Here is a 17,230-nt window from a genome sequence, read left to right on the forward strand (position 1 = left end):
ATATCCAGTGTTTTGCACCGGGGCGCGAGCCGCCCCGGTATAATCACGGGATGCAAAATCTCCTCCACAACCTCAATCCCGAACAACTCGCCGCCGTCACGCTGCCCGCCCAGAGCGCCCTGATCCTCGCGGGCGCCGGCTCCGGCAAGACGCGCGTGCTGACCACCCGCATCGCCTGGCTGATCCAGACCGGCCAGGTCTCGCCGGCCGGCATCCTGGCGGTGACGTTCACCAACAAGGCGGCGAAGGAAATGCTGACGCGCTTGTCGGCCATGTTGCCGATCAATACACGCGGCATGTGGATAGGCACTTTCCACGGCCTGTGCAACCGCCTGCTGCGCACCCACTACCGCGACGCGGCGCTGCCGCAAACTTTCCAGATCCTCGATTCCCAGGACCAGCTGTCGGCCATCAAGCGCCTGCTGAAAGCGTTCAACATCGACGACGAAAAGTTCCCCGCGAAATCGGTGATGTATTTCATCAACGGCGCCAAGGACGCGGGCTTGCGGGCGGACAAGGTGGAGGCCTACGACGCCAACGAGCGCAAGATGGTCGAGTTGTACCAGCTGTACGACGACCAGTGCCAGCGCGAAGGCGTGGTCGATTTTGCCGAACTGCTGCTGCGCAGCTATGAACTGCTGAGCCGTAACCAGCCACTGCGCGAGCACTACCAGGCGCGCTTCAAGCACATGCTGGTCGACGAGTTCCAGGACACCAACGATTTGCAGTACAAATGGCTGAAACTGCTGTCCGGCCAAGGCCAGAGCCAGGGCAGCAGCGCGCTGTTCGCGGTGGGCGACGACGACCAGAGCATCTATGCCTTCCGGGGCGCGAACGTGGGCAATATGCGCGCCTTCGAGCAGGAGTTCAACGTCAAGAACCTGATCAAGCTGGAGCAGAACTACCGCTCGCACGGCCACATCCTGGACTCGGCCAATATGCTGATCGCCAACAACAGCAAGCGCCTGGGCAAGAACCTGCGCACCGACGCCGGGCACGGCGAGCAGGTGCGCGTGTACGAGGCCAGCTCGGACTTGCAGGAAGCGCAGTGGATCATCGAAGAGGCCAAGAGCCTGATCGGCGAAGGCGCGCTGCGCCGCGAGATCGCGGTGCTGTACCGTTCCAACGCGCAGTCGCGCGTGATCGAGCACGCGCTGTTCTCGGCCGGCATCCCCTACCAGGTGTACGGCGGCCTGCGCTACTTCCAGCGCGCCGAGGTCAAGCACGCCATCGCCTATTTGCAGCTGATGGACAATCCGCACAACGACTCGGCCTTCCTGCGCGTGGTGAACTTCCCCACGCGCGGCATCGGCGTGCGCACCATCGAGAACCTGCAGGGCGCGGCGCAGCAGTATGGCATCTCGCTGTACGCGGCCGTGCCCTACCTGACGGGCAAGGCCGGCAGCTCGCTGGGCGGCTTCGTCAAGATGATCGAAGGCATGCGTTTTGAAACCCAGCAGATGGCCTTGCCGGAACTGGTGCGCGTGGTGCTGGAAGGCAGCACGCTGCTGAGCCATTACGCCGCCGAAAAGGAAGGCGCAGACCGCGTCGAGAACCTGGAGCAGATGGTCAGCGCGGCCACGCAGTTCATCTCCGAAGAGGGTTACGGCCAGGGTGCGCCCGCGCATCTTGGGCCGCGTTCGGACGCGCAATCGGGCATGCCCATCGTGACCGCCGACGGCATCGAGATCCTGGATGCGGACGCGCCGCTGGCCACCGTGATGTCGCCGCTGTCGGCCTTCCTGTCGCACGCATCCCTGGAGGCGGGCGACAACCAGGCGCAGGCCGGCCAGGACGCGCTGCAGATGATGACGGTGCACTCGGCCAAGGGCCTGGAATTCGACAACGTCTTCATCACCGGCCTGGAGGAAGGCCTGTTCCCGCACGAGAGCAGCTCGAAGGAAGAGGGCGGCGTGGAGGAGGAGCGGCGCCTGATGTACGTGGCCATCACGCGCGCGCGCAAGCGCCTGTACATGTGCTTCTCGCAGACGCGCATGCTGCACGGCCAGACCCGCTACAACATGAAGTCGCGCTTCTTCGACGAGCTGCCGGAAGAGTCCTTGAAATGGCTGTCGCCGAAGGTGCAGTCGCACTGGTACGCCAACAAGAAATCGGCCTGGGACGACGCGCCCGTGACCATGGGCAGCGACAACGCCCTGGCGCAGCGCATCGCGCAGAAGGCGGCCGGCGGCAGCGGCTGGCGCATCGGCGAATCGGTCGCGCACGGCAAATTCGGCGAAGGCGTGATCGTCAACATCGAAGGCAGCGGCGCCAACTGCCGCGCGCAGATCAACTTCGGCAGCTTCGGCATGAAGGTGCTGGACCTGAGCATCGCCAAGCTGGAACGGCTGGGCCGGTAAACGACAGGGGAGCGAAAGGGGAGCCAAGCTCCCCCTTTTTTACTTCTGGTCCGGTATGCCGAAGATCTGGCGGTAGCTGGAATAGAACGAGCAGTGGATCAGCACCGAGAACAGCAGCAGCACGATCTGCATCACCATCACCAGCACTTTCGGACTGCCGCCGAACAGCATGCCGATGATCTGCGTCAGCACCAGCATCAGGCCGAACTGGCTGAAGGCGAATACGATGAAGGTTTTCAGCGCGCGCCAGACGGCGAAGAAACTGAAGAACATCGCCTTGCCCACGCCCATGTTCTGGAAGTAGATCAGCGGCGCGCTGAAGCAGAAGGCCATCGCGGCCGGCAAGCCGACCAGCATGATCATCACGAAGGCGCTGCCCAGGCTGGCCTCGCGCGCTTCCTTCGAGTTCGGGTCGACTTTCCCCGTCAGCAGCTTGAGCAGCATGCCGTCGTCAGCCAGCGACGACAGGCCGATGGCCAGCGCGGCGGCCGACACGTACAGCAATCCCACCGCCAGCAGCTTGAGGAAGGCCGGCTTGCGGAAACCGGTCAGCAGCAGCGCAGGCAGCACGCGCTTGCCTTGCTCGATGTCGAGGCAGGCTTGCATGAACGCGACCGAGAAGGCCGGGATCAGGACGATGGAGGCCAGCTGGCCGACCACCGGCACCAGGTTCATCACCAGGTTCAGCATGGCGTACAGCATGGCCAGCGAGGTCAAGCCGCCGGGCTGCCGGAGGAACAGCTGGAAGCCTTGCTTGATCCACAGCCAGCCTGTGCTTGCGGGGAATTTTCCCATGTCAGAACAGCGCCGGCGCGGCCACTGCGATGCGTTCGCGCAGGATGCGTTCGAAGTGGCCCGGGTCGTGCGGCGTCAGCATTTCGGCCTCGCGCGGCAGGTGCAGGTCATACAGGCGCGAGAGCCAGAAGCGCAGCGCGCCGGCGCGCAGCATCGGCTGCCAGGCGGTTTGCTCGGCCTGCGTGAACGGGCGCTCCGCGTGGTAGGCGTCCAGCATGGCGCGCACGCGGGCCGTGTCCAGCACGCCGGTGTCGAGGTCGATGCACCAGTCGTTGACGGTGACGGCGACGTCGAACAGCCAGCTGTCGCAGCCGGCGAAGTAGAAGTCGAAGAAGCCGGTGAGCTTGTCGCCGTCGAACATCACGTTGTTGCGGAACAGGTCGGCGTGCACCGGGCCTTGCTGCAGCAGCTTATAGGTGTCGCAGCCGTAGAACGCGTCCTGGAAATGCATCTCGGCGCGCAGCAGGTGGGCTTCTGCGTCGGACAGGAAGGGCAGCACCTGGGGCGTGGCCCAGTTCCACCATTCCAGGCCGCGCAGGTTCGGCTGCGTGCCCGGGTAGTCCAGCGCCGCCACGTGCATCCTGGCCAGCATGGCGCCCACTTCGGCGCAATGCACCGGCTGCGGGTCCATCTGCGAGCGGCCCTCGAGCTTGCTGACGATGGACGCCGGCTTGCCGTGCAGGGGCACCACCAGCTCGCCGCTGGCGTTGGCGATCGGCGCGGGCACGGCCACGTCCCGGTCGGCCAGATGGCGCATCAGGTTCAAATAGAAGGGGAGTTGCTCGAAAGACAGGTTCTCGAATATCGTGAGGACGTATTCGCCGCTCTCGGTAGTGAGGAAGAAGTTGCTGTTTTCGATGCCGGAAGCGATGCCTTTGATCGCCACCGGTTTGCCGAGGGGAAATTGCGTGATCCACTGGCTAACGTCGTCCAGGCTGACCGGGGTAAAAACTGCCATGAGAAGCGGAATATTTTAAAATTAAGCTACGGGAGCAAGCGATCAGCGTTTCGGTGGCGGCGGCGGTGGCGCGGATGCGTCGTCGGCTGCTTCGCCTTCCTTCTGCTTGGTCTTTTTCTTGCCGATGTCGAATTCCATCACGGTCCACTGCGGGCCGCGGTTGGCCGAACCGCCCGACGCGTCGCCCGGCAGGGCGGTCGTGCTGGTGGTGCTGTTCGGCTTGACGGTGTATGTGCTCGGGCCGCTCTTGACTTTGGCCTCGGTGACACGGCCGCCCTCGCGTTTTTCCGTGACCTTGCGTTCGTTGGCCGGCTTGGTGGTAACCGTGATCGGCGTGTCGACTTCTTCGATTTTGTCGAGTTTTGGAGGCTGGGCCGCAGGCGTTTGGGCCTGGGCATAGCTGCTCAGGGCGAGTATGAGGACTGGCCAGATAGTGGAAGCACGCATGGTAATTACCGCCCTGTTAGGTGAATTGCTAGTTTCTGTGTGCTCATTGTAACAAACCGACACGATTCCGGTTTTAAAATAGTCTGCGATAATGGCCGATTCGATCCCATACAACGCCGGCGCCCGCGAGGCGGCCGGCCAGCTTACTATCATATATGCAAAAGACCCTGCTGCTGGTTGACGGTTCCAGCTACCTCTATCGTGCCTTCCACGCGCTGCCCGACCTGCGCAGCCAGGACGGCCACCCGACCGGCGCCATGCACGGCATGGTCAACATGCTGCGCCGCCTGCGCGCCGATTTCCCCGCTGCCTACATCGCTTGCGTGTTCGACGCCAAGGGCAAGACCTTCCGCGACGATATGTACCCGGAATACAAGGCCACCCGCGCCTCGATGCCGGACGACCTGCGCCTGCAGATCGAACCCATCCACGAGGCGGTGCGCGCCATGGGCTGGCCCATCCTGATGGTCGAGGGGGTGGAGGCGGACGACGTGATCGGCACGCTGTGCGTGGACGCGGCCAAGGCCGGGATGGACGTGATCGTCTCGACCGGCGACAAGGACCTGGCGCAGCTGGTCAATGCGCAGGTCACGCTGATCAACACCATGACCAACGAGAAGCTCGACGAGCCGGGCGTGCTGGCCAAGTTCGGCGTGCCGCCGAACCGCATCATCGACTACCTGACCCTGATCGGCGACACGGTCGACAACGTGCCGGGCGTGGCCAAGTGCGGACCGAAGACCGCGCTCAAATGGCTGGCCGCCTACGACAGCCTGGACGGCGTGATCGCGAACGCGGACAAGGTCACCGGCGCGGTCGGCGACAACCTGCGCAGCGCGCTGGAATGGCTGCCCAAGGGCCGCGAGCTGATTACCGTGAAGACCGACTGCGACCTGAGCGCGCACATGATGTCGATCTCCGAAACGCTGGTGGCGCGCGGCGAGGACAAGGAAACGCTGCTGGCCTTCTTCTCGAAATACGGCTTCAAGACCCTGCTGCGCGAGCTGGGCGGCATGACGCCGGCCGCGCCCATCGGCGCCGGCGGCGCAGGCGCCCCCGCTGCGGCGTCGGGTACGGGCTCGGCGCCCACCGGCGCGGTCGCGGCGGGTGGCCTCGCCGGCAGCATCAATGGCGACCTGTTCGCCGCCGCCAGCGCGCCGGCCAGCGTCAGCTATGAAACCGTGCTGACCGAGGCCCAGCTGGACGCCTGGATCGCGCGCATCGAAGCCGCCGCGCTGACGGCGGTGGACACCGAAACCACGTCGCTGGAGCCGATGACGGCGCAGATGGTCGGCATTTCGCTGGCCACCGAGCCCGGCCTGGCCTGCTACATCCCGGTGGCGCACAGCTACCAGGGCGTGGCAGAGCAGCTGCCGCGCGAGCTGGTGCTGGAAAAGCTCAAGCCGTGGCTGGAGGACGCCGGCAAGGCCAAGGTCGGCCAGAACCTGAAGTACGACGCCCACATCTTCGCCAACCACGGCGTGGCGCTGCGCGGCATCGTGCACGACACGCTGCTGCAGTCCTATGTGTTCGAATCGCACCGCACGCACGACATGGACAGCCTGGCCCTGCGCCACCTGAACCACACCACGATCCCCTTCGTCGACGTGTGCGGCAAGGGCGTGAAGCAGATCACGTTCGACCAGGTGGAAATCGGCCGCGCCACCGAGTACGCGGCGGAGGACGCCGACATCACGCTGCGCCTGCACCTTGCCATGTACGGCAACGTCAGCGCGGACGAGAAGCTGACCCACATTTACAGCAAGATCGAGCTGCCGACGGCCGTCGTGCTGCAGAAGATTGAACGCAACGGCGTGATGATCGACGCTGCGCTGCTGAAGACGCAATCGAATGAACTGGGCGCGCGCATCATGGAACTGGAAGCGAAGGCGCACGAGCTGGCCGAGCAGCCTTTCAACCTCGGTTCGCCCAAGCAGATCGGCGAAATCTTCTTCGAGAAGCTGAAGCTGCCGGTGGTGAAGAAGACCCCGAGCGGCGCGCCTTCGACCGACGAGGAAGTGCTGCAGAAGCTGGCCGAGGACTACCCGCTGCCGAAAGTGCTGCTGGAGTACCGCGGCATGGCCAAGCTGAAGTCGACCTATACCGACAAGCTGCCGCTGATGATCAACAAGGACACCGGCCGCGTCCACACCAACTACGCGCAGGCGGTGGCCGTGACGGGGCGCCTGGCGTCCAACGATCCTAACCTGCAGAACATCCCGATCCGCACCGCCGAGGGACGCCGCATCCGCGAAGCCTTCGTGGCGCCGGAAGGCAGCCATATCGTCTCGGCAGACTATTCGCAGATCGAGCTGCGCATCATGGCGCACATCTCGGAAGACGAGAACATGCTGCGCGCCTTCGCCGAGGGCGAGGACATCCACCGCGCCACCGCCGCCGAGATTTTCGGCGTGGCCCCGGCCGACGTGACGAGCGAGCAGCGCCGCTACGCCAAGGTGATCAACTTCGGCCTGATCTACGGCATGAGCGCCTTCGGCCTGGCGGGCAACCTGGGCATCGACCGCGCCGCCGCGCAGAACTATATCGACCGCTATTTCGCGCGTTTCTCCGGCGTGAAGGCCTATATGGACGATACGCGCCTGCAGGCGAAAGCCAAGGGCTACGTGGAGACCGTGTTCGGCCGCCGCCTGTGGCTGCCCGAGATCAATTCGCCGAACGGCCCACGCCGCCAGGGCGCCGAGCGCGCCGCGATCAACGCGCCGATGCAGGGCACGGCGGCCGACCTGATCAAGCTGGCCATGGTCGCGGTGCAGGACTGGCTGGAGAAAGACCAGCTCAAGACCAAGATGATCATGCAGGTGCACGATGAACTGGTGCTGGAAGTGCCGGACGACGAGCTGGCGCTGGTGCGCGAACGACTGCCGCAACTGATGGCCGGCGTGGCCGAGCTGAAGGTGCCGCTGCTGGCCGAGGTCGGCGTCGGCAAGAACTGGGAGGAGGCGCATTGAACATGCCCCTCCTTGCCTCAAGCGTTTAGCAGGTATTGCAGGTCGCCGCTGATCACGCCCGCCAGTTGCACATGGTTTTCGGCGCTGGCGGCGAACTGCAGCATCACATCCGCGCGCGGCACGCCCTGTGCCAGCGCGCCGCTCCAGAATTGCAGTCCTCCCGCGTCGGGCGCGCGGTGCAGCACGTTCTGGTAGAGCAGCGCGGCATAGGCGCTGTCCGACATCTCCGAACCGAAGCGCGCGGCAAACTCGCCGGATACGCTGAAGTCGCGCGCCACTTCCAGCATGCTGGTGCCGTGCTCGACATTGCCCAGCCACCATCTGAATCCAGCCGCATCCGGCGCGCGGTCGAACGCCGCCTTGTACAGGCGGTACACTTGTGCCGCCCATCCTTCCACATCCAACGCTTGCAGCGGCAGCACCGCGCTGCTGGCGACCGGCAGCATGACCGCGCCGCTCCAGTGCAGCATGTCGGCAGAGGTGGACAGCGCCAGTTGTTCGCTGCCGCCGGCGCGGGCGCCCTCGTAACTGAGCTTGTCCAGGTCCGCGGCGGCGACGATGAATACGCCGGGCGACAGCGCGCTCTTGGCCTGCAGGTTGGTGCCGTCCACGCGCAGATGCAGCGATCCCGCGCCATCCGGATCGGTGATGCGATAGTAGGCCTGCGCCTCTCCGTTTGCACTGAACAGCGACGACAGCGCGATGGTTTCCCCGCCCTTGATGGCGGCGGCGTGCGCGGCGACCGGCGCCGCGCCGGCCACGGTGGTCAGCATCGCGCTGCCGGGCGCACCGCCGGCGCCGTTGTTGGCCCAGATCTCGATGAACTGCGCGCCCAGGTCGGGGGCGGCGCGGAACGTCACCTTGTCCAGGTCCTGCGCGGCGATCTGATAATTGCCCGGCGGTGCGCCGATACCGGCGATCAAATCCACCGCCCCGTGCAACTGCAGCGTGCCGCCGGAAGAAGGCGAGTTCGGTCCCCAGTCGATCACCTGCACGCCGGTGGTGCTGATGCTGTAGCTGGTGACGGCCGTGCCGTCCGGCAGTGTGACGTTGAACAGCGCGGACAGCGGGATCTCCGAGTCCGGCGTGACCCACTGCGGCGCCGCGTGCACGGTGGCCACCTGCGCGGCCATGACGACATGCGCTTCGACGCTGGCCAGCGGCGACGCGTTGTGCGCGGTGATGCCCAGCGTGTCCGCATTGCTGTAAGCGCTGGCCGTGTAGGTGAGCCTGGCGAAATCGGCGGCGTTCACTTCCAGCGTGCGCTCCTGGTCCGCTCCGGGCGCCGCGCCGGCGTAGAGATTGGCCGCGCCGTTGAGCTGCACGGTGCCGGAATGGGCGGGGTAGGTGACGGTGTAGGACGTGATGGCCGAGCTGCGCGCATCCGCGACGACCAGCGAGGACAGCGCTAACGATTGCCCGCCATGGACGAACACCGTGTCCGCCGCCGGGCGCAGCAGGGCGGGTTGCGCGGCCGCGCCGGTTGCCGTGCCTGGCGTACCTGGCGTGCCTGCCGTGGCCGGCGCTGGCGCGACTGCGATGGTTTCCCAGTCGCCCCAGTAGCTGCCATTGAAGGCGCGTACTTCGACGGTGCCGGGCGCTGCGGCGCTAAAGGCCAGCCGCGCCAGGCTGGCGCTGTCCACGGTGATGGCCTCGGCCGCGCTGTGCGCGCCGGACGCTGCGCCGTCGAGCGTGAAGCTGCCCGCCGCCGTGGCATAGAACTGGTAGCCTTGCACGGTCTTGCCAGCCGGGTCCTGCACGCTGAACAGCGGGGCCAGTTTGCCGCTGCCTGCCAGGCCGCTGGCCACGCTGATCAGCGGCGTGTCGAGCCGGTAGACCACCACATTGTCCGGATCGTCGCCCAGCGCCCAGTAGGGCATGGTGTGCGCTGCGCCGATCACGATGTCGTGCGGGCCGCCGCCGGCTGCAGCGCCGCCGCTGTTGTCGATGAATTGCGCCGCGTAGCCGGACCCTGCCACCACCGTGCTCACGTGGCCGCCGCAGCTGTTGTCCGCCACCAGGATGTCGCCGGGGCGCAGCAGTTGCTGCCAGCTGAGCTTCTGCGCCGCGCTGGCGGCGGCGCTGTTGTAGGCCACGATCCAGCCGCCGTTGGCCAGCGGCGGCACGACGGTGGGGCGCGCTTCGTCGCTGGTGAGCGGCAGCGAGGCGCCGGCCGAGGCGGCGATATTGCTGGCCAGGACCCAGCAGCCATTGTCGTCCCAGGTCTTGCCCACATAGCTGGCGGCCACCGCCGCTATCTCGTCCGGCGTGGCGGCGTTGGGCGTGGGGTCCGCGTAGCCGCTGCGGGTGACGATGTTGAGCGCGCCCAGTTCGCCTGAAACGGGATAGTTCCGGGCTTCCATGAAGGCGCCGCCGTCGAAAAAGGGCTGGCCGACTTCAGCCTGCAGTTTTGCGCCGAGCGCGCTGTCGGGCGCGGCGGCGCTGCCGTAGCCGTACAGCGCCAAATAGGCGCTGCGGTATTCGGCGGCGGAGGCGTGGTAGTTCAGGTCGGCCAGATAGCCGTGGCTGCCGCTGTAGTAGCCCGACGCCGTATGGCTGAAGACCACCCCGAAACTGGCGCAGTCCGAGCCCGGATAGGCGTGGAAGGCGATGGCCTCGCCGGTGCCGCTGAGCGTGCCCGGCGTACTGGCCGCCGCCCCCGCCAGGCTGGCCGGATAGCGCTCGCGGTCCAGTCCCACCAGCACGATGTATTCCGGCGCGTATCCCGGCGTGGCCGCCAGCAGCGCCGACATGGCGTAGCTTTGTCCGGGCTGGGCGATGACGGCGTTCTGGCTGAAAGCGAGTGGCATGCGAACTCCTGTGATGATTCCAGTCTAGCTCAGCAGGAAGCATGCCATGGCAAAAAAGCGCCCGATGGCCACTTTTTGTCAGCGTCCACTGACAAAATTTGTCGAATCATGCTGTTAGAATGGAAATCTTGTCAATTCACTCGGGAGCTTAGGATGAAGGATTTGCTGGAAGACGCTGTAAGCTTGCACGCGCCCGCCACGTCGACGGATGGCGTCGAGCGGCGCGGCTTTCTGAAAGCCGCACTGGGTGCAGGCTTCGCCGCCGCCGCGATGCCCGTGGTGGCGCAAAATGTCGTCAAGACCGACAGCGAGGGCCTGACCGCCGGCACCGTGACGATTACCGTCAACGGCACGGCCGTGCCTGTGTACCGCGCCCAGCCGGCAGGCAAGACCGGCCTGCCGGTGATCCTGGTGATCTCCGAAATCTTCGGCGTGCACGAGCACATCGCCGACGTGGTGCGCCGTTTTGCCAAGCAGGGCTACCTGGCGCTGGCGCCGGACCTGTTCGTGCGCCAGGGCGACGCCACCAGCCAGCCGTCGCAGGCTGAGCTGATGAAGAACATCATCGCCAAGACGCCGGACAGCGACGTCATGGCCGACCTGGACGCCGCCGTGGCCTGGGCCAGGGCCAACGGCGGCAGCACGGACAAGCTGGGCGTGACCGGTTTCTGCTGGGGCGGCCGCCAGGCCTGGCTGTACGCGGCGCACAATCCGAACGTGAAGGCCGGCGTGGCGTGGTACGGCCGCGTGGTGGGCGAGAAAACGCCCATCAACCCCGCCCATCCCATTGATCTGGCCGCGCAAATAAAAGCCCCCATGCTCGGCCTGTACGGCGCCAAGGACAGCGGCATCCCGGTCGAATCGCTGGACAAGATGAAGGCGGCCCTGGCGGCGGCCGGCAATACCAGGTCCACCTTCGTGGTCTATCCGAACTCGGGCCACGCCTTCCACGCCGACTACCGGCCGAGCTACGTCGAGGCCGACGCCAAGGACGGTTTTGCCCGCGCGCTGGCCTGGTTCAAGGCCAACGGCGTTGCATAACTGAGCAGGAAATCGGGCCGGGCGGTAAAATGCCCGGTTTGCGCCGGTATCCAGGCGCGCAACGCAGCAGGCGCCGGGCCCCGGCTGCGTTCCCAGGCAGTGCTCAAGAGGCAATAAAATCGATTCCACACTCATCTCCATCCTGCTGGCCACCACCATAGGCGGCATCGTCAGCCTGACGGCGGCGGCCATCTTCTCGTTCACCTTGCTGTCCAAGGTGGTCGAGCGCATGGTCAGCCTGTCGGTGGGCATCATGCTGTCCACGTCGCTGCTGCACGCGTTGCCGGAGGCCTTCGAATCGAACGCGGACCCGCGCACCTTGTTTGCGACCCTGCTGGCCGGCCTGCTGGGTTTCTTCATGCTGGAAAAGCTGGCCATCCTGCGCCACTCGCACCACCACGAGGGCGACGGCCACCACCACCACCATGGACATGACAAGCGCGAGGCGGGCAAGGCGGGCTGGATGATCCTGGTCGGCGACGGCATGCACAACTTCACCGACGGCATCCTGATCGCGGCGGCCTTCCTGGCCGATCCGGGCCTGGGCCTGGTGACCGGCCTGGCCATCATCGCGCACGAGATCCCGCAGGAGATCGGCGATTTCATCGTGCTGCTCAACGCCGGCTTCTCGCGCACGCGCGCCTATGTCTACAACCTGATCTGCAGCATGATGGCGATCGCCGGCGGCCTGCTGGGCTACTACACGCTGGACCGGGCCAGCAACCTGATCCCCTACGTGCTGGTGTTCGCCTCGTCCGGCTTCATCTACATCGCCGTCAGCGACCTGATGCCGCAGATGCAGCGCCGCGCCACCATGCGCGAGACCATCCCGCAGGTGCTGCTGATCGCCGCCGGCGTCTGCATCGTCCTCTTCCTCACCGCGCACCGCCACTAGGCAGCGCCTTGCGGCGGCGCAAAATGCGCAGCCGCCATCCTGTGCTAAGGTGGAGTTTTGGGCCGCCAAGGAGGACATCATGGCTACCGAACAAGACTTGCAAGCCCTGTCAGCTGCCGACCGCGAGCGTCTTGAGCGCCTGGCGGTTCTTTGTGAACGCACGTCGCTGGAAACCTTGTATTTTGTTCAGCGGGACGGATTTGAGGAGTGCGAGGAGAGCGTGCGCGAAACCTTGCTCGCCGAGCAGAGCATATTGGAGCATGGCACGATCCCTCACGAGGAAGTCATGGCCGAGACGCGGCGCATGGTTGAGTACTATGCCCGGAAAAAACAGTCGGCAAAGTAGTTATCGCGTCGAGTGGGCGCCACCCGCATTGCAGTCTTATCGCGACACGCTGCAGCATATTGCTGAGCAAGACACTGAGACGCTGGCGTTATTTGAGCAGCGGGTGATGCGCGCGCTGTCCCTGCTCGCCGAGCAGCCAGGCATCGGAACGCCGAGCACACGTCAAGGCAAGAGGACTTTTGCCGTGCCGAAAACCGGGCACACGGTCGAGTATCAAGCGCAGGATGGCACCGTGGTGATATTGCGCTGGTACCGCCAGCGCCGCAAGCGGCCCTGATCAGGCCCCGGTGGCGACCGGGCGGGCCGGGTCGGCGCACCATTCGCTCCAGGAGCCGGGATACAGCGCCGCGCCATGCAGGCCGGCCACTTCCATCGCCAGCAGGTTGTGGCAGGCCGTCGCTCCCGAACCGCATTGCATGATGGCCGCCTGCGCGCTGCCGAACAGCGGCGCGAACTCCTGTTTCAGTTGCGCGGCCGGCTTGAAACGGCCGTCCGGCTGCAGATTGTCCTTGAAGAAGCGGTTCTTCGCGCCCGGAATGTGGCCGCCCACCGGGTCGATGGTCTCGTTTTCGCCGCGGTAGCGGTCCGCCGCGCGCGCGTCCACCACGGTGCGGCGCTGCGTGGCCAGATTCTCCACCACGTCGGCCACCGACACGGTGTGCGTCAAGCTCGGGCGCTCGGCAATATGGCCGCGCGTCGGCGTCACCGTCGGCGTCACCAGCGGCAAGCTTTCCGACTGCCACGCGGCCAGGCCGCCGTCCAGCACCGCCACCGCCGGGTGGCCTATCCAGCGCAGCAGCCACCACAGGCGCGCGGCGAACATGCCGCCGTGCGCGTCGTAGGCCACCACTTGCGTGTCGTCGTCGATGCCCCAGCCGCGCAGCGTCTCGATCAGCGCGCCGCGCTCGGGCAGCGGATGGCGGCCCGTGAACTGGGCGCCGGCCGCCGCCTTGGGACCCGACAGGTCGTCGTCGAGGCTGGCGAACTGCGCGTTCTGGATATGGCCGATGGCGTAGCCGTCGCGGCCCGCGTTCGGGTTCATCAGGTCGTGGCGGCAGTCCAGGATGACCCAGGCCGGGTCGGTCAGGTGCTGCGCCAGGTTGGCGGCGCTGATCAGGGTGGTGTGCATGGCGTGCTTCCTCTTCTACACTTCGCTGGCGATCGGATCGGTGTCGGCAATGGCTTTGCCGCGTTCCGTACTGCGCGTATTGTAAAACGTTGCGGCGATGCCGGACGCAAGAATGATGGCGATGCCCAGCCAGCTATGCCAGTCGAACGAGTCGTTGAACACCATCACGCCCCAGAAGCTGGAGAAGACGATGCCCGTGTACTGCAGATTGGCCACCACCAGCGTCTTGCCGACGCGGTAGGCGCGCGTCATGGCCATCTGGGCGGCGGTGGCCGACAGGCCGATACCGAGCAGCAGGACGAATTTGGTCCAGCTGTCCACCGGGTGCCAGAGCACCGGGCCGCTGCCGGCCTCGAGGATGTTGCCGAACACGCCGGCCAGCAGGTTGCCGATCGCGAAATAGAACACCACGCGGTATTCCGGTTCGCCCGCCAGGCCCAGCTTGCGCACCTGCATATAGGCCATGGCCGACAGCACGCTGGAGGTCAGCGCCACCAGGGTGGGGCCGAACAAATGGGAATGGAAGGCCGGCTGCAGCAGCAAGGTGACGCCGACAAAGCTCATGAACACGGCCAGGATCAGCGGCCATTCGATGCGGTTCCTGGCGTGCCACCAGCCGTGCGCGAACAGCCAGACGGCGATCCAGATCGGCGCCATGTAGTTCAGCGTCATGGCGGTGGCGAGGGGGAGTTTGGCGATGGCGTAGAACCACAGCCACAGCGAGACCACGCCGATGAAGCCGCGCCACAGATGGGCCAGCGGCATGGTGGTCTTGAAGCTGCCGCCCTGCAGGCGGATCATGCAGAACAGGAAAACGACGCCGACCACGCCCCGGCACAGCACGATTTCGGACGTGGTGTAGATTTCCGACGCCAGTTTCACGCACACCCCCATGGCGGCGAACATGAAACTGGCGAACAACATCCAAAGCGATTGCATCATTTCCTGTTTCTGCCGCCCTGGCGGCTGGATTACAAAGCGACTTTACTGCGGTACCACTCATGGAAGTGCTGCATGCCGTCTTCCATCGGCGACTGGTACGGCCCGGCGTCGCTCTCGCCGCGCTGCATCAGGATCTTGCGGCCGGCATCCATGCGCAGGGCGATTTCATCGTCCTCGACGCAGGTTTCCATGTAGGCCGCGCGTTCAGCGTCGACGAAGTCGCGCTCGAACAGCACGATTTCCTCGGGATAGTAGAACTCCACCACGTTGCGCGTCTTCTGCGGGCCGTCCGGCCACAGGGTGGAGACCACCAGCACGTGCGGATACCATTCCACCATGATGTTGGGGTACAGCGTGAGCCAGATGGCGCCGTACGGCGGCGGTTCTCCGCCCCGGAACTTGAGCACTTGCTCCTGCCATTTCTGGTACACCGGCGAGCCGGATTTGCGCAGGCTGCGGTTCACGCCCACGGTCTGCACGCTGTAGTCGGCGCCGAATTCCCAGCGCAGGTCCTCGCAGTTGACGAAGCCGCCCAGGCCCGGATGGAAGGGCTCGACGTGGTAGTCCTCCAGGTAGACCTCGATGAAGGTCTTCCAGTTGTAGTCGCACTCGTGCACTTCGGCGTGGTCGAACATATAGCCGCTGAAGTCCAGGTCCTTGGTGACCGACATCGCCTTCAGCTTTTCCATGACGTTGTAGCCGTTCTGCTCGAACAGCAGGCCGTTCCAGCTTTGCAGCGGGGTCTTCGGCAGGTTCAGGCAGGGCGTCTCGGGGAAATGGGGCGCGCCGATCAGTTCTCCCTTCAGGTCGTAAGTCCAGCGGTGCAGCGGGCAGACGATGGTGCTGGCGTTGCCGCGGCCGTTGAACATCAGCGCCTGGCGGTGGCGGCAGACGTTGGACAGCACTTCCAGGCCGTTTGCGTTGCGCACGAGCATACGCCCTTCGTTTTCGGAAACGAGGGTCGCGAAGTCGCCGGTGTTCGGCACCATCAGTTCATGCCCGACGTAGCGCGGGCCTGTCTTAAACAGTTGCTGCATTTCACGCTGCAGTAGCGTTTCGTCAAAGTAGACGTCAACCGGAAGTTGCGCGTTGGAGCGCGCTAGCTTGGCGTGGGTAGCCAGATCGGACATCCCAACCCCCCTTAATTAATGTGCTGCAAACCAAGAAGAGACAGAATCCGTAAAGACCTGTGTCAAATTTTGAAACGGTATTTCGGACAGAACCGGAGATTATAGCGTGAAACGGCCATCTTTCGCTTGAGTTACTCCCCCGCAATCCCGTACAAGTCTGTTAATTCCACTGCATTGGATGGTTTGATCTAAAATAACGGGCTACACTGCTGGCGGCCCCCGAACGCTGCCCGGCCTTACCGATTTGAGTGCATATGTCTAAGAAATTGAACGCTGATCCTGCGGCTTCGACCGCCGCGCCCGCCTCCTTCGAGGAAGCGATGGCGGAGCTCGCCCAACTGGTTACGCAGATGGAGGCGGGCCAGTTGCCGCTGGAAGCGTCCGTGGCGGCCTACGCGCGCGGCTCGGAACTGGTGAAATACTGCGCCGGCCAGCTCGACAAAGTGGAAGCCCAGGTGAAAGTGCTGGAGGGCGGCATGCTCAAGCCTTTCGCCGACACCGAGGAGCTGGCATGAGCGCCGCCTTCCACGACTGGATGAAAACCATCCAGGCCGGCATGGAGCAGGACATGGGCGACTACCTGCCCGCCGCCGACGCGGTGCTGGGCAAGCTGCACGAGGCGATGCGCTATGCGCTGCTGGGCGGCGGCAAGCGCGTGCGCCCGCTGCTGGTGTACGCGGCCGGGGCGCTGTTCGGCGCCGACGCGGCCGTGCTGAGCCGCGCCGCCGCCGCCGTTGAAATGATCCACGCCTACTCGCTGGTGCACGACGACATGCCCTGCATGGACGACGATGCGCTGCGCCGCGGCAAACCGACCGTGCACGTGGCCTACGACGAGGCCACCGCGCTGCTGGTGGGCGACGCGCTGCAATCGCAGGCTTTCCTGGTGCTGGCCGATGCCGCGTCTGCGGCGCTGCCCGCGCCCCGCCTGGCGGCCATGCTGCGCCTGCTGGCGCACGCCTCCGGCTCGGCCGGCATGTGCGGCGGCCAGGCCATCGACCTCGACAGCGTGGGCCTGAGCCTGACGCTGGAACAGCTCGAACGCATGCACCAGCTGAAGACGGGCGCGCTGCTGCGCGCGTCCGTGGTGCTGGGCGCGCTGGCCGGCAAGGACCTGGGCGAGGCCGAGACGGCAGCGCTGAACGATTACGCGCGCGCCATCGGCCTGGCCTTCCAGGTGGTGGACGACGTGCTCGACGCGACGGCCGATTCGGCCACGCTGGGCAAGACGGCGGGCAAGGACGCGGCCGACAACAAGCCGACCTATGTGTCCATCCTGGGCCTGGAACCGTCGCGCGTGCTGGCGGAAAAATTGCGGCTCGACGCGCACGCAGCGCTCGCACCGTTTGGTGACAAAGCTCTGCGGTTACGCGAACTCGCGGATCTGATCGTGCAGCGGAAAGCATAA

Annotated in this window: 15 protein-coding genes; 8 read left to right on the forward strand and 7 right to left on the reverse strand. The window is 65.5% G+C overall.

Translation table 11 applies throughout. The annotated features are described in order from the left end of the window. The first annotated feature begins 50 nt into the window (after nt 1–50). Complete coding sequence (locus ACSQ8Y_RS29990) at nt 51–2,360, forward strand: UvrD-helicase domain-containing protein (protein ID WP_436270237.1); 2,310 nt, start codon at nt 51–53, stop codon at nt 2,358–2,360. A 39-nt stretch (nt 2,361–2,399) separates the two neighbouring features. Here ACSQ8Y_RS29990 and ACSQ8Y_RS29995 read toward each other — a convergent pair whose 3' ends face one another. The 3 genes from ACSQ8Y_RS29995 to ACSQ8Y_RS30005 are packed head-to-tail and all read right to left on the reverse strand — an operon-like array spanning nt 2,400 to nt 4,560. After that, a complete protein-coding gene (locus ACSQ8Y_RS29995; RefSeq protein WP_436270238.1) occupies nt 2,400–3,155 on the reverse strand; it encodes a BPSS1780 family membrane protein in 756 nt (251 codons plus the stop codon). 1 nt (nt 3,156) lies between these two features. Beyond that, the gene (locus ACSQ8Y_RS30000) at nt 3,157–4,113 is read right to left on the reverse strand and encodes a homoserine kinase (RefSeq protein ID WP_436270239.1); all 957 of its coding nucleotides are present in this window, start codon (nt 4,111–4,113) and stop codon (nt 3,157–3,159) included. A 42-nt stretch (nt 4,114–4,155) separates the two neighbouring features. After that, complete coding sequence (locus ACSQ8Y_RS30005; RefSeq protein WP_436270240.1) at nt 4,156–4,560, reverse strand: hypothetical protein; 405 nt, start codon at nt 4,558–4,560, stop codon at nt 4,156–4,158. A 155-nt stretch (nt 4,561–4,715) separates the two neighbouring features. Here ACSQ8Y_RS30005 and polA point away from each other — a divergent pair, with 155 nt between their 5' ends. Next, complete coding sequence (gene polA, locus ACSQ8Y_RS30010; RefSeq protein ID WP_436270241.1) at nt 4,716–7,529, forward strand: DNA polymerase I; 2,814 nt, start codon at nt 4,716–4,718, stop codon at nt 7,527–7,529. A gap of 17 nt (nt 7,530–7,546) precedes the next feature. On the opposite strand, the gene ACSQ8Y_RS30015 is transcribed toward polA, so the two are convergent. Continuing rightward, complete coding sequence (locus tag ACSQ8Y_RS30015; RefSeq protein ID WP_436270242.1) at nt 7,547–10,339, reverse strand: DUF4214 domain-containing protein; 2,793 nt, start codon at nt 10,337–10,339, stop codon at nt 7,547–7,549. Between the two features lie 153 nt (nt 10,340–10,492). Between ACSQ8Y_RS30015 and ACSQ8Y_RS30020 the strand changes: the two genes are divergently transcribed. The 4 genes from ACSQ8Y_RS30020 (at nt 10,493) to ACSQ8Y_RS30035 (ending at nt 12,898) form a co-directional block, all read left to right on the forward strand. Beyond that, nucleotides 10,493–11,380 (forward strand): dienelactone hydrolase family protein, encoded by an 888-nt coding sequence (locus ACSQ8Y_RS30020; protein WP_436270243.1) that lies wholly within the window; start codon nt 10,493–10,495, stop codon nt 11,378–11,380. A gap of 142 nt (nt 11,381–11,522) precedes the next feature. Continuing rightward, nucleotides 11,523–12,275, forward strand: a complete 753-nt coding sequence (locus ACSQ8Y_RS30025; RefSeq protein ID WP_436270281.1) for a ZIP family metal transporter — start codon at nt 11,523–11,525, stop codon at nt 12,273–12,275. 79 nt (nt 12,276–12,354) lie between these two features. Further along, complete coding sequence (locus ACSQ8Y_RS30030) at nt 12,355–12,621, forward strand: hypothetical protein (protein WP_436270244.1); 267 nt, start codon at nt 12,355–12,357, stop codon at nt 12,619–12,621. Beyond that, nucleotides 12,593–12,898 (forward strand): type II toxin-antitoxin system RelE/ParE family toxin, encoded by a 306-nt coding sequence (locus ACSQ8Y_RS30035; RefSeq protein WP_436270245.1) that lies wholly within the window; start codon nt 12,593–12,595, stop codon nt 12,896–12,898. The genes ACSQ8Y_RS30030 and ACSQ8Y_RS30035 overlap by 29 nt, the downstream gene beginning before the upstream one ends. On the opposite strand, the gene ACSQ8Y_RS30040 is transcribed toward ACSQ8Y_RS30035, so the two are convergent. From ACSQ8Y_RS30040 to ACSQ8Y_RS30050, 3 genes are read right to left on the reverse strand one after another with little or no spacing between them, the layout of a single operon-like run. Continuing rightward, entirely contained in the window at nt 12,899–13,750 is an 852-nt protein-coding gene (locus ACSQ8Y_RS30040) for a sulfurtransferase (protein ID WP_436270246.1), read from the reverse strand. It abuts the gene before it with no gap. Between the two features lie 15 nt (nt 13,751–13,765). Then, entirely contained in the window at nt 13,766–14,689 is a 924-nt protein-coding gene (locus tag ACSQ8Y_RS30045) for a DMT family transporter (protein ID WP_436270282.1), read from the reverse strand. A gap of 32 nt (nt 14,690–14,721) precedes the next feature. Beyond that, the gene (locus ACSQ8Y_RS30050; protein ID WP_436270247.1) at nt 14,722–15,822 is read right to left on the reverse strand and encodes an aromatic ring-hydroxylating oxygenase subunit alpha; all 1,101 of its coding nucleotides are present in this window, start codon (nt 15,820–15,822) and stop codon (nt 14,722–14,724) included. 254 nt (nt 15,823–16,076) lie between these two features. On the opposite strand from ACSQ8Y_RS30050, the gene ACSQ8Y_RS30055 reads away from it, so the two are divergent. Both ACSQ8Y_RS30055 and ACSQ8Y_RS30060 read left to right on the forward strand, forming a co-directional pair. After that, nucleotides 16,077–16,337 carry an exodeoxyribonuclease VII small subunit gene (locus ACSQ8Y_RS30055; RefSeq protein WP_436270248.1) on the forward strand — a complete coding sequence of 87 codons (261 nt, stop codon included), beginning with the start codon at nt 16,077–16,079 and terminating at the stop codon, nt 16,335–16,337. Beyond that, nucleotides 16,334–17,230 carry a polyprenyl synthetase family protein gene (locus tag ACSQ8Y_RS30060; protein WP_436270249.1) on the forward strand — a complete coding sequence of 299 codons (897 nt, stop codon included), beginning with the start codon at nt 16,334–16,336 and terminating at the stop codon, nt 17,228–17,230. The genes ACSQ8Y_RS30055 and ACSQ8Y_RS30060 overlap by 4 nt, the downstream gene beginning before the upstream one ends.

It is taken from the genome of Pseudoduganella sp. LjRoot289 (assembly GCF_964252925.1).
Taxonomy (GTDB): domain Bacteria; phylum Pseudomonadota; class Gammaproteobacteria; order Burkholderiales; family Burkholderiaceae_D; genus Rugamonas.